14 protein-coding genes are annotated in these 12,905 nt (G+C 48.2%); 4 read left to right on the top strand and 10 right to left on the bottom strand.

What is annotated here, in order from left to right; translation table 11 throughout:
• Positions 1-100: 100 nt before the first annotated feature.
• The 3 genes from MGMO_RS07510 to MGMO_RS19930 form a co-directional block, all read right to left on the bottom strand.
• Complete coding sequence (locus tag MGMO_RS07510; RefSeq protein WP_023494444.1) at positions 101-634, bottom strand: hypothetical protein; 534 nt, start codon at positions 632-634, stop codon at positions 101-103.
• Positions 635-846: 212 nt separating this feature from the next.
• A complete protein-coding gene (locus tag MGMO_RS07515) occupies positions 847-1,314 on the bottom strand; it encodes a CreA family protein (protein ID WP_023494445.1) in 468 nt (155 codons plus the stop codon).
• A 403-nt stretch (positions 1,315-1,717) separates the two neighbouring features.
• Entirely contained in the window at positions 1,718-1,861 is a 144-nt protein-coding gene (locus MGMO_RS19930; protein ID WP_161808473.1) for a hypothetical protein, read from the bottom strand.
• A gap of 271 nt (positions 1,862-2,132) precedes the next feature.
• Between MGMO_RS19930 and ftsH the strand changes: the two genes are divergently transcribed.
• Positions 2,133-4,004 (top strand): ATP-dependent zinc metalloprotease FtsH, encoded by a 1,872-nt coding sequence (ftsH, locus tag MGMO_RS07520; protein WP_407656504.1) that lies wholly within the window; start codon positions 2,133-2,135, stop codon positions 4,002-4,004.
• Positions 4,005-4,238: 234 nt separating this feature from the next.
• A complete protein-coding gene (locus tag MGMO_RS07525) occupies positions 4,239-4,907 on the top strand; it encodes a DUF6629 family protein (RefSeq protein WP_023494447.1) in 669 nt (222 codons plus the stop codon).
• 54 nt (positions 4,908-4,961) lie between these two features.
• On the opposite strand, the gene MGMO_RS07530 is transcribed toward MGMO_RS07525, so the two are convergent.
• The 7 genes from MGMO_RS07530 to amrS all read right to left on the bottom strand — a co-directional run bounded on the left by MGMO_RS07530 (position 4,962) and on the right by amrS (position 11,429).
• Positions 4,962-6,206 carry an MgtC/SapB family protein gene (locus MGMO_RS07530; protein WP_023494448.1) on the bottom strand — a complete coding sequence of 415 codons (1,245 nt, stop codon included), beginning with the start codon at positions 6,204-6,206 and terminating at the stop codon, positions 4,962-4,964.
• A gap of 235 nt (positions 6,207-6,441) precedes the next feature.
• Positions 6,442-7,023: a CDP-alcohol phosphatidyltransferase family protein gene (locus tag MGMO_RS07535; protein WP_023494450.1), complete on the bottom strand. Its 582-nt coding sequence runs from the start codon at positions 7,021-7,023 to the stop codon at positions 6,442-6,444.
• Entirely contained in the window at positions 7,020-7,772 is a 753-nt protein-coding gene (locus tag MGMO_RS07540; protein ID WP_023494451.1) for an endonuclease/exonuclease/phosphatase family protein, read from the bottom strand. The genes MGMO_RS07535 and MGMO_RS07540 overlap by 4 nt, the downstream gene beginning before the upstream one ends.
• A 19-nt stretch (positions 7,773-7,791) precedes the next feature.
• Complete coding sequence (locus MGMO_RS07545) at positions 7,792-8,286, bottom strand: cytidylyltransferase family protein (RefSeq protein WP_023494452.1); 495 nt, start codon at positions 8,284-8,286, stop codon at positions 7,792-7,794.
• The gene (locus MGMO_RS07550) at positions 8,276-8,551 is read right to left on the bottom strand and encodes a S16 family serine protease (RefSeq protein WP_152976315.1); all 276 of its coding nucleotides are present in this window, start codon (positions 8,549-8,551) and stop codon (positions 8,276-8,278) included. Before MGMO_RS07550 ends, MGMO_RS07545 begins: the two co-directional genes overlap by 11 nt.
• Before the next feature lie 89 nt (positions 8,552-8,640).
• Positions 8,641-10,299 carry an MFS transporter gene (locus MGMO_RS07555; RefSeq protein WP_036307268.1) on the bottom strand — a complete coding sequence of 553 codons (1,659 nt, stop codon included), beginning with the start codon at positions 10,297-10,299 and terminating at the stop codon, positions 8,641-8,643.
• Positions 10,300-10,343: 44 nt separating this feature from the next.
• Positions 10,344-11,429, bottom strand: a complete 1,086-nt coding sequence (gene amrS / locus MGMO_RS07560; RefSeq protein WP_023494454.1) for an AmmeMemoRadiSam system radical SAM enzyme — start codon at positions 11,427-11,429, stop codon at positions 10,344-10,346.
• A 137-nt stretch (positions 11,430-11,566) separates the two neighbouring features.
• Between amrS and amrB the strand changes: the two genes are divergently transcribed.
• Both amrB and amrA read left to right on the top strand, forming a co-directional pair.
• Entirely contained in the window at positions 11,567-12,349 is a 783-nt protein-coding gene (amrB, locus tag MGMO_RS07565; RefSeq protein ID WP_023494455.1) for an AmmeMemoRadiSam system protein B, read from the top strand.
• A complete protein-coding gene (gene amrA, locus MGMO_RS07570) occupies positions 12,336-12,893 on the top strand; it encodes an AmmeMemoRadiSam system protein A (protein ID WP_036307269.1) in 558 nt (185 codons plus the stop codon). The genes amrB and amrA overlap by 14 nt, the downstream gene beginning before the upstream one ends.
• Positions 12,894-12,905: the final 12 nt, after the last annotated feature.

The raw sequence follows: 12,905 nt of genomic DNA on the forward strand, positions 1-12,905 counted from the left end.
TTTCTTATAATAGACGTAGACTGTATCGATTATCACCGGGCTTGTCCAACAACCGGTTCAGATTGTGGTTCGCTTCGCTCTCACAATCTAACCTTATTCGTTAGGGGTTGACTGGAGCATTGGCCTGCTTTGCTTTTGTGCCGTCGCATAGCCCATTTACTACGCTCTTTGTGCCAAGGCTTACCTCGACAATCTTGTTGCTTGGCTCGTTTTTGAGCGACTGCGGTACTGGTTTCCCTGCGCTCTGCACTGGTGGGGCTACAACGTGTTTTTCGCTTGCACGTTCTGGAGCGGATGGAGCCTCTTTTGGACTTTGTGGGCTTTGAAGAGCAATGGTTAACGCAACGGACAAGGCTGAACCAATGATGGCCCCTACAAAACCGAGCACACCGGAACCCCATGATGCCTTTGCTTGGATTTGGGCAAGACGCACATTCAACATGTGTTCTGCGACGATGAGTTTTTCTGCCTCGCCAGCAAGGTTGCGAACACGAGCCTCATTAATAACCTTCGCAAGCTCCCATACATCCATGCGACGGAGTTGCTTTTCTTCGTCGGTGAAGTGATCCCACCAGAAGGCGTATTTGTTTCTGGCGAAGAAACTTCTAATGCGAACGGAAAGAGGAATGCTCATGGAAATGAAAGCCCTAACTATTTATTATCCCGACCGTGATATTTTATACACCAAATTAAGTTGGCTAAACAATTTTTGGATGAAAGTCTTAATTTACTGAACGGGAGTACATACATAAATCTTATGATAAACAGATCTGGATAACTCCAGTACTTTGAAGTGCGTGGATTATTCTGCATACGGCAGATAAAACTATACGCTTTTAATAAACCCTATTTGCCTCCCCACGGCATAATAGGCACGGTAGAGATACTGTTGGCGGGGGCGCCTTCAATTATCTTTCGGCTGATAGCGACATAGACCAAGGTGTTGCGCTTGGCGTCAAACATCCGTTTGACCTTGGTTTCTTTAAAAAACAGGGAAGTGCTTTCACTGAATGCCGTTTCCTCATCCGGCAATTTTCCGTCTATGCTGATGGGCCCGACCTGGCGGCAGGCGATGGAAAACCGTGAGGGGTCTTCGGCGACACCCAAGGTACCCGAAATTCCGCCAGTGCGGGCTTGGCTAATGTGGCAAGCGACCCCTTTTACCTTAGGGTCGTCAAAGGCTTGTACACAGATCTTATCGTTGGAGCCGACCAGTTTCCAGGTTGTGGTGAAACAGCCGATTTCTTCTGAGTAGGCTGAAAGTGGGGCCAAAAAGACAAGGGACAATGCGCTGGAGGCAAGTATTTTTTTCATAAATATTTCGCGAGTTAATTTAAAAACGCCTAGGTATTATTAATAGCCAAGGAACTTGAACCCAAGCAATAGGCCGCATACAGTGTTCAATTAGATTTAGGCTGGGTAATTTGTTTAGGTAGCGCGTTAAATGGTATATCGAATTGGGATAAAAACAAGCTAATAAGGCATTATTTATTAGATATGCCAATTGGGGGCATGCCTAAAATAAGGATTGTTTTAAGTAAAACAACCCTAATGGCACTTTGGGTAGTTATATGGACACTCTCCCAGTTTCCAGCGACTGTCCGCTCAACCTTGATAAACGGCACTCAGCGAAAACTTTTGACCGCCCGTACCCGACCCACCATCGACCTTGCTCGCAATAACATCCAAAGAGGACATTCAAAAAATAGAATGAGGCTTAACGCTTTTGACTCCACTGTTTGCCGGGAAAAGTGTAAAACCTATCCGCAATACGGCTTCGATATACTGCCGATTGTCCTCCGCCGTCACCCGCCTTGTCGGACAGGAATTCCTTGATGCGTCCCCCTTTTGTATCACTCAATACTGTTCTTGCCACTGTGCTTTATGTGCAAACTATACGATAAGTTTGACTTATCCCTTAAAGTAATCGGGAATGCACCCTCAATTAAGCCATCTTCAGTAATCTTGATTTATATCAATAGGATGTTTAATGGGCAATATACACTTACAGTATCATCCTGATTTTCCGTGATTTAAAGGCAGGAACAAGCATCATGAATAAAACATTAGACGACATTTTCCAGAAACTATTTTCTTTGTTGGGTTTTTTTTACACTAAGTTCAAGGATTTTATGGCCCTGATATTGGGTGAAACTACGCAATCGAAATCCGATTCGAAAATTTCCAAAGAACCTGATGCGGATGACGATCTTATCAAAAAAGGGAGAATATTTTTATTCGTTATCCTGGTGATTGTCCTCTTGTCTTACTTGAACAGTTTAGATGGACGGCATCAAGACGAGATTTCTTACGGCCAATTCATGGGGTATGTCAAGGATGGAAAAATCGGCAAGGCTATCGTCACCGACCGCTACATCACCGGCTTCATTAAACCCGAAAAGCCGGAAATGCCGCAAAAACCTTTTGTCACCATACCTTTGTGGCAACCCGATCTTGCCGAATTGTTGACGCAAAATAAGGTTGATTTTGTCGTCAGGCCGGGCGAGGGCTGGTTGACGGGCATTTTCTTTAACTGGGTGATACCGATATTCATTTTCATGTTGATAGCTTCCTGGTTTATGCGTCGTACGACGGCTGGGGCACAGTCTTTTTTGAACCTGGGCAACAAAATCCGTATCCACCAGGATACCCAGCCTAAAATCACCTTTAAGGATGTGGCCGGCGCTGATAGCGCGAAGCAGGAACTGTCAGAGGAAATTGATTTTTTAAAGAACCCCGAAAAAATACAGAAATTGGGCGGACGTATGCCCAAAGGAGTATTGCTGGTTGGTCAACCGGGAACAGGCAAAACCTTGTTGGCGCGCGCTGTTTCAGGGGAAGCACAAGTGCCGTTTTTTAATATCAGCGGGTCTGAATTCATCGAATTGTTCGTCGGCGTGGGAGCAGCACGGGTTAGGGAGCTGTTTTTACAAGCACGCAACCAAGCGCCTTGCATCATATTTATAGATGAACTGGATGCCATTGGCCGTTCCCGTAGCGGCCCTGTTGTTATGGGAAGCCACGATGAACGGGAGCAAACCCTAAACCAGTTGCTGACCGAAATGGATGGGTTCGATGCCTCGGTCGGCGTAGTCGTCATGGCAGCCACCAATCGCCCCGAAGTGCTGGATAAGGCATTGTTAAGGTCCGGTCGGTTCGATCGGCAAATCGTGGTCGATAAGCCGGACTTGCAGGACCGTATTGAAATACTAAAGTTGCATACAAAAGCCATGACTATGGCAAAGCATATCGACTTGACCGTAGTAGCCAAACGTACACCGGGGTTAGTGGGGGCCGATCTGGCAAATATTGCGAACGAAGCCGCCATTATTGCAACGCGGGAAGGGCATTCCAAAATCGAGATGAGAGACTTCGAAGCCGCCATTGATCGCATACTGGCTGGGCCGGAAAAGAAAAATCGGGTGCTGAACCCTGAGGAAAAGCGCAGGGTAGCCTATCATGAGGCGGGTCATGCACTGGTCGCCGAAAACGTACCGACCGGACAACCTGTCCATAAGATCTCGATTATCCCCCGTGGCGTGTCCGCGCTGGGCTTTACCCTGCAATTGCCGATAGAAGAGAAATTCCTGTCCACCGAGGACGAACTAAAAGACCAGATCGCCATCCTGATGGGCGGACGTATTGCCGAACAAAGCATACTGGGTTCGGTTTCAACCGGCGCCCAAAATGACCTCGAAAAAGCCAGCGACATCGCCCGTAACATGGTGTGTTATCTAGGGATGAGCAAAAAATTGGGGCCGCTGACCTACGGCAAGCAGCAACGTATGCAATTCCTTGAAACTGACGTAGCGGAATACCGCAATTACAGTGAGGAAACGGCCCGGCTTATTGATACTGAAATCATGGCATTAGTGACTGAGGGCGAAAGCCGTGCCCGCGACATCATTACCGAAAACAGGCCGCTGTTAGACAAGCTTGCCAACCTGTTGCTGGAAAAAGAAGTCATTAACCGTGAGGAAATGGTACGATTACTTAAATCGTGAGATATACCCAATCCCACCGATTTGAAACCCAAATGAGGTAACCAGAACAATTTGCTGAATTTATAGATCTTCCAATTTTTGGTATATCTGTCGATTAAGCGTGTAAAGCCCTGCACATTTGTCAAATGGATTCCATAAAAATCCTTTTGTATGAATTCGCCCATGAAGTCATAAGGTGGTACTTTTTTATATTCAGAAGCACCGATTACGTTTCTTACATTGAGGGAAAACCTAATGTGCTTTTCTGCCGCAGCGAGTTTTACCACCACGGCCTTTTTATTGCCTATGGGGGCTTACTGCGTCATGAAAGCATATCATTCCGATAAGCACTACTTGGTGTTGGCTTCCATCCCTTTTCTGTTTGGTCTTCAGCAAGCATTTGAGGGAGGGTTGTGGCTTGTGGTGGGTGATTCGGTCGAATCCAGTATACACAGCATGGCGTTGGGCTTTCTGTTTTTTGCCGATTTGCTTTGGCCTTGCTTTGTCCCGTTAGCCGTCGCATTGGTGGAAGAAAACAGGAAGAAGCGCCAATTATTCTTGTTGGCCTCCATTTTAGGCGGAATATTGGGCCTTTCCATCTTCCTTCCTTTGTGGATTCAACCGGGATGGCTTTCAGTACAGGTTAGGCAAGGTTCAATACTGTATCAAATCGTGCAACTATACGATGCCGTCATTCCGCAGTTCGGGGCACGCATGATTTACGTCATTATTGTCGCCGCACCCTTGCTGTTTTCTTCGGTGACTGCCTTGCAGCGGTTAGGATTCCTGCTTTTGGCCTCGATTATCGTCAGCAGCCTGTTATTTTCGTATGCCTTCGTTTCTGTTTGGTGTTTTTTTGCGGCCATTATTTCGCTTTATATCGTTGTTATCATCAATCATTGGCCCCCAAAATTCAGGCATTGATAAGGAACTCCAAAAAGAAAACACCAAAAATCCTGGCCATTCAACGGACATAAATTAGACGGCCATCAATCCTGCAACAACGGCGATTGTCAACGTCGCGCCTACCCTTAAACCCAAAGCACGATCGCCGATAACGAAAGCGACCATGCTTTTGATGCCGGAATTGACCACTACCGCGATTAAAATGGCGTGTGCCGCCACTTCAAGCCCCAAACCTTCCTTACTCATTTGTGACATTGAAAGGGTAATCGGGTCGACATCGGCCAGTCCCGATACGGCGGCAAGAACATAAGCGCCCATATCCCCGAAATATATTTTCAATACTTTGGACAACAACAAGATGCTGACCAAAAACACGCCGAACTTAATCGCCATACCCAATTGAAAAGGATTTTCAAGCTTAATTTCTTCATTGGCCTGAAATTCCGGTGCATTTTTCCATAACAGATAAGCCAGTAAGCAGGTAATTATTCCCATTAATGACAAGGACGGAACCAGTAATTGGAACAAATCGGGGTTTAGGATGAAAGTTAATAGGAGGACGCGGAAAAACATCGTCGCACAAGCCGTCAAAATACCTGCCCCTAAAGCATCCTGCATGTTCAGATAAGAACTTGATAAGCGGGACAGGTTGATAGTCAGTGCGCTTGAAGACACCAATCCACCAAATATTCCGGTCAATACGGGCCCATGCCGGTTGCCGAGAATGCGGATGGCAAAATAACCGAGATAAGAAATACCTGCAATGAGCACAACCATCCACCAGATTAAGTAAGGATTAAGCACACCCCAGGGATCAAAGCTCCGGTCAGGAAGGATCGGCAGCATAACCACCGAAATTAGGAGCAGCTTCAACGTTGCTTCCAATTCATGCTGTTCCAGCTTGTTTAACCAACTGTGCAGCAAGGGTTTAAAACTCAGCAATAATGTTATCACCACGGCGGTAGCTGACGCGAGTGTGGTATGGCCAAAAACAGCAAGCGTCCCCAAGGTAAAAGTAATCAACGAAGCAACCATGCTGGTAATACTGTAATCCTCAAATTTGTTGAGACTTTTGCTATAGGCAATCAATAAGACAAACGTCAGCGAAAGAAAGGCGAAGCCCATTAACACGATGCCCGACTGCTGAGCAAGAATACCCCACAATCCGCCTAGCAGCGCAATCAACCCATAGGTCCGTAATCCAGCAATACGCATCCCTTCGCCCTTATCGCGGGTGTGCCAGCCCCTTTCCAGGCCGATAAGCAAGCCGATTGCCAGTGCGATCCCCAACAGCTTGAAATTTTGTAATTCATTCATGGTTGGAATGTCCCGACGAGTGCTTTGCGGTTACTTGCCATGCCAACCGCCGTCATTGCCGCCCCAATAATTGTGGCAGTAAGGCCAATAGTTAAACCCATAATAAGGAACTGGACTGGGAGCATAACTTATTTAACTCCTATTTATGAATACCATTCAAAATCCGTTTATCAATGTGCTATCTGTGATGGGGCGGGAGCACGGGAATAAGACATCAAATAATACGCGCAATACCTTATTGTCTTTTCGATAAATACCGCAGCACGTCCGCAAGTGAACGGACATCACTGTGCAATTCCGTTGAGACGGCGGTAATTGCTATTTCTTCGATAGCGGCCAATATACAAAGTGAAGTAGCATATCGGAACGGCCAAACTGGGCCGCCGAGAAAAAACACGTACAGCGATACCCCAATACTCGCCACCGCACCCTTGACAATCCAGGTATGATAACTAGTGAATGCGCGAAATTTTAGATAACCGATTATTGCCGGCAGCAGATAACAGGCCATCACCACACCGATATAGGCCGCTTCTCGGCGGACAATGTCAGGCCATAACCACCAGGCACCCACCGTTATCGTCACAAACAAGCTAACATCCGCACAGCTATCCAATTTGGCGCCGAATTGGCTCACTTGCCCCATTAATCGCGCAACCAAACCGTCTAAGGCATCGGATAGGAAGGCCGTTGCCAACAGGCCCATAAATGCGTTTTCATAACCTTGCCAAGCCAGGAGCAGCAAAATCGGGACGCAAAGTATTCGGAATAAAGTCAATAAGTTTGGAACGGTTAAAATTTCAGGGGGAATCGTCATAATTGAAAAACTGCCATCAGCGGTGCATGGTCGGACAAATGCGACCAAGGGGCATGTACCAAACGCTCACAGGACAGTGGCTGTAATCCGCGATAATAGATGCGATCCATAGCTAAAACAGGTAGCCAAGCAGGAAAAGTCCGTGCCCTGTGGCCATGTAAATGATAGTAGGCTTCTTGCAAATCCAGATGTTGATAAAAGAACCTTTCCGCGACACCACCCCAATCGTTGAAATCGCCTGCAACAATTAAAGGGGCATCATGCGGCACATGATTGTCGATCCGCGCGCACAATTTAGCGATTTGCCTTTGTCGTTCCCTACCAAACAAACCGAAATGAATGCAGATGATATGTACCTGGGTATCCTTTCCCACCATGTGCACAATGCCGTGCAACAAGCTCCGGCTTGCCCAGCGGTATGGGGAAACATTGATATTTTCCCAGCTTATCAGGGGGAATTTGCTCAAGATTGCATTACCGTGATGGCCGGCACTGTAGGTCGTGTTCTGGGCATAGGCAAATTCCGGCCATGCGTCCTTTGCCAAAAAGTCAGGTTGTGGGCAATCCGGCCAATTGCTGACATGGATTTCATGGCCTTGATGTTCGCCCTGGATTTCCTGAAGGCAGAGGACATCCGCATCGATGGCTATCAGTGCGTTACGGATTTTGTGTAAGACAAATCGCCGGTTTGCCGGGCTGAAGCCTTTATGTATATTGTAAGTCAGGACTTTCAGGTGGCTTTCAGACATAATCTTTTCGCTAATGGCCTTAATAGGGTCGGTTACGGATATGCCAACGATATAGGAGCGGCGAGACTGAGGCTTCAAGCACGAAGAAAATCAACGCCGTTATCAAAATTTCCCATTTATCAAGGCTGAGCGCAGACTGGAACGCCAACATCGGCAGCAAGGCTTCTGGAAAAACGTCCAATATGCGAGCACGACTGCTGGGTGCATAACCGAAACGACGTTTGGTAAAGCTTGCCAGCAAATCGGACCCGATTGATACGATGCCAAATCCCGCTCCCAGTAGGGCCGACAACCCCATCAGTGGAGCAATCCCCGCCGTGCAAATGACCGCAGCGACCAATCCCCGCCAGGTTTTCGATGCGCCGAACAAGGGCTGTTGATCTTTCAGTTGCAGCCCCCCGTCCACTGGTCTCGCAAAACGAACGCCAAGGAGCTTACGGGCAATAACCGGCGCACTGTTGGCAGTGCTAATCAAGACTAACGCGGTGAGAATGTCCTTTAGTTCAACGTTCATGGAAATACACTTTTATGAATTGTGGGACTTGCCAATCAATTTCGCATTGCAACTGCCAGTATATCATCGACTTTTCCCAACCCAATAAAGCGAGTCGATTTATGATGGTTTCGGGCATATCTTCCAAGTCCCATTGGTTGCATGAGGGCAACATGACGGATTTTACCCCTGCCCTGGCGATTCCCAAGTGGCTCGCCTGACGTCCATGACGGCTGGCCTGAAGAATTGTCAGTGCAACCGATCCGCCCGGTCCAGTATTTCGCAAGCTTCAGTCCACATCCAGGTTTCAAGGTCACGTATTGGCATAATGTCAGTCTAAATTGTCGTTAAAGATAGTTTCGTCAGGATCGATTTTCATCCGCTTTCAAAACCGGATTTACGTCCTGAAAGCAAAGTGCGTTGGGTTAAGTAAATCGTCAGCATCGGTATGGCAAAACCCAAAAACATGACAGTAAAAAACAATCCCCCTAGCTGGCTGTAATCGGCAGGGATCGTAACGATGCCCGTTGAGGGATCCTTGATTTCGCGGGTAACAATAAACCACTGGTTTAGCCATTTGGTCAATAATTGGGACAACGAAAGCGCAAGGTTAATCAATGCCGCCATGACCGCGAAGTAAGTGGCCTTGAGTTGCGGTGGTGCCGAATTGGCTATCCAGGCCAACATCGGGATCATCGCAATCTGCCCAAGCGGAGATTCCAGGGCGGTATCGACCAGGGCAATGAAACGCGCATCGATGAAGCTGGCTATATGTGTCTGCGTCCATTCATGAAAACCGTAGTACAAGGCAATTTCCGGCAGATTAAGCACGGTAAGGATAATGGTCAATAAGGCGATGATCTCCGTGATGGTGCGTTCAGCCATGAAACGGCGAAACATGAACATGCCGAACAAGGTCAATCCGCTGGAAATGAGGGCGAGCTTCGACAAGAATTGTTGGTCGAAGCCCAGTTCGTCGATCATCCACCAAGTGGAGCCCGCCCCCGTCGAAGGGATCGCACGGAAAGCAAAAATCACTAAGGCCGTCCCAAATAATTGCTGCCTGACACGGGGCAAAAGCTCTTCGGTCAAGCGGCGCAACAGGAACATGACAATAGCGAGAGAACCCACAAAGATCAGCTCTTCGTTGTAAGGTACATTGCTAAACCCCATAACAATAGCGAATAAAGCAAAAGCAAGTCCGCCGCCCAAAATCCACCCATTAATCTTGGGCAATTCGGTAACTCGCCTTGCCAATAAGCGTTCAATGTCATCAACCTCATAACCTTGGGCAGCTAGCCGCCATTCTTCGTTGGAACGCAGCTGGGCTGCCATCGCAACGCCAAGCACGGAGATAACAGGGATCAGCAATGCCCACCGGAAAATTTGGACATAAATAGCTGTTTGCATCGCAGCATCCATGTTTGCTACGTCCCTAAACCAATAAATATTGGCCAATGCCACAATCAAGGTACCGCCGATAATCGCCACCCGCCCCAGCGTTTGCATGGTGGTATGCGCTAGCTTTATTTGTTCATCCGGGATTGGGCTTCCCCAGTCATCCAAGCGCGGTACGGCTTCGACTGTCATGGCATCCGCGACGGTATCCTGGATAACATAACCGATAGGTGCCAATAAGGTCGCGATGACAAACCAGGTTTCCACTGTCAACCGCCCGGTCATCGACTTTGGCTCGGTGAGGATATTAAGCATGATCAACAAGCTGGCCGCAATCAATGCCGCCCCCAGATAGATCAGTTTGGCCTTATGTTGCCACAGCAAGTCCACCAGATGACCGACTGGCATTTTCAGCGTCCACGGCATCATCGCCCAAAAGCCCAAAGATGCCAGAAATTCGGCTGACAAGCCGAGATAATCTTTCACGAAAAATGTACCGACGATGCCGGTTAACCCAGAAACGCCTGCCGCCAGATAAACCATCATCGGCGGCAAATAACTCAAGCGCATTTGGCGGGCCAGATCGTAAACATTTCGATCTAGCCAGTTTTGTGCCCTTTGAAAAAATACGTTCATTCTCATGTCAAGCCTTAAAAAGGACAATTTATTGCGGCAGGCACTCAGGCCATCGCAACTGCTTGTCGTTTCGCGCCCCACACACCGTGTTGGGCTTCAAACACGCCCGCGCAGCGAGTGCCGCAAAACTTGCAATTTCCCTGGTCATCCAAGTTCCATTCCGACAGTTCATACCAGTCGCGGCCTATCAATAACTTTCCGCAGCTATGACAATAGGTGCTATCAGCGGCCTTGTCATGGACATTGCCCACATAGGCGTAATGGATGCCATTCTTTAGGGCAATTTGCCGGGCTTTCAATAAGGATTGCAGCGGCGTATGGGGCTTGTCCTGCATCTTCCAGTCAGGATGAAAGGCGGAAAAATGCAGGGGAACATCAGGCCCCAGGTTTTCGACGACCCATTGCGTCAATTGTTCCAATTCTGCTTCGGAATCGTTTTCGCCAGGAATGATCAAAGTGGTCAGTTCCAGCCATACCGACGTTTCGTGTTTGATGTATTTTAGGGTATCCAATACCGGCTGTAGGCGGCTGCCGGTGATTTCATGATAAAACCGCTCGGTAAGAGCCTTTAAGTCGATGTTGGCGGCATCCATCCATTGGTAAAACTCGACCCGAGGCTCTGCACAAACATAGCCCGCCGACACGGCAACCGATTTTATGCCAAGGCTTCTGCATGCTTGTGCCGTATCGATGGCATACTCATGGAAAATGACCGGGTCGTTATAGGTATAAGCCACACTCTTGCAGCCATGGGCCAATGCCGCATGTGCAATCGCATCGGGCGACGCTTTGTCCATTAGGGTATCCAAAGCCCTGGATTTGCTTATGTCCCAATTCTGGCAAAACTTACAGGCCAGGTTACAACCGGCAGTGCCGAAAGAAAATACCGGCGTACCGGGCAAAAAATGGTTCAATGGCTTTTTTTCGATGGGGTCTATAGCGAAACCGCTGGATCGGCCATAACTGGTCATGACAATCTGGTCCTCCAGATTTTGCCTGACGAAACACAATCCGCGCTGGTCTTTGTGTAACTTGCAAAACCGGGGGCATAAGTCGCATTGGATACGCCCATCTTCCAGGCGATGCCAATAGCGGGTAGACACAGTATCGTGGGCAATAAAAACGGTCATTTGCATTCTCCTGAAACCATTAATATGGCTTGTAGTAAAACAGATTAATCGCTAAAGTTTTTGATTTAAGTCAATTACGTTGGCGCAAATGGTTAGAAAATAATTATGTCAACCTTTGAAAAAGAGAGGGTTATCCCATGAATGACAGACATCCCGCTGTGGCCGGTACTTTTTACCCTGCCAATCCGAAGCTCTTGCATCAAATGCTAGACCAATACCTGGATGATACTGAGATGGGGCATAAAGTTCCCAAAGCCATCATTGTTCCCCATGCCGGTTATGTTTATTCCGGGCCTATTGCCGCAACCGCCTATGCCCGCTTAAGGCAAGCCAAAGACCAGGTCACTCGCGTTGTCATCATCGGGCCGTCGCATCGGGTCTCTTTCAAGGGGCTGGCTGTCAGCAGTGCGGAAACTTTCTCGACGCCTTTGGGCCATATTCCTGTTGACGAGGAGGCCGTGCAGTTGATCGCCCAACTTCCGTTTGTCCAATATATGGATCAAGCGCACACGTTCGAACACTGCCTGGAAGTCCAGTTGCCTTTCCTTCAAGAAACGCTGAGTGATTTCAAGATCGTTCCCATCGTCGCTGGCGATGCGTCGCCGGAACAAGTCGCCCAAGTCATCGAGGCATTGTGGGGAGGCGATGAGACATTGATTGTTGTCAGTTCCGACCTGAGCCATTACCACGATTATGCGACGGCAAAAAAACTCGACCAATTAACCAGCAAACGGATTGAACGACAACAATATGAGCTGCTCACTGGCGAAGCGGCCTGCGGTAAAGTCCCCGTTAGCGGCTTGTTAAAAGKGGCCAGGGACAAGTCATTGTCAGTAAAAGCCATTGACTTGCGTAACTCGGGTGACACTGCCGGGGATAAATCCCGCGTCGTGGGCTATGGTGCTTATGTCATTGAGTGAAGCGCAGCGGCAACAATTATTGGAACTGGCGAAAGCGTCGATCCAGCATGGCTTACAAACCGGCAAGCCGTTAAAAATTAAGTTGGCCGATTATCCGGCAGAATTGCAAGAACATCGGGCAACTTTTGTGACCTTGCACGTAAACCGCCAATTACGCGGCTGTATCGGCGTGCTGGAAGCCGTCAGGCCGCTGGCCGAAGATATTTCGGAGAACGCTTATTCTGCCGCCTTCAAGGATTCGCGGTTTCCGCCGTTAGAAGCCCATGAACTTAAGGATTTAGAAATCCATCTGTCCATTCTTACGCCTGCCGAGCCCATGTCATTTACGACCGAACAAGATTTAGTGTCCCAACTGCAACCTAGTGTTGACGGCCTGATCTTAAAAGAAGGACATCGACGCGGGACTTTCTTGCCCTCGGTGTGGGAAACACTACCGAAGCGGGAACAATTCCTTCGGCATTTGAAACAAAAGGCAGGGTTGCCACCTGATTATTGGTCAGACAATATCCGGATTTATCGCTACCATACCGAATCTATAAGCTAGATTAACCACGAT

Source organism: Methyloglobulus morosus KoM1, from assembly GCF_000496735.2.
In the GTDB taxonomy this organism is placed as follows: Bacteria; Pseudomonadota; Gammaproteobacteria; order Methylococcales; family Methylomonadaceae; genus Methyloglobulus; species Methyloglobulus morosus.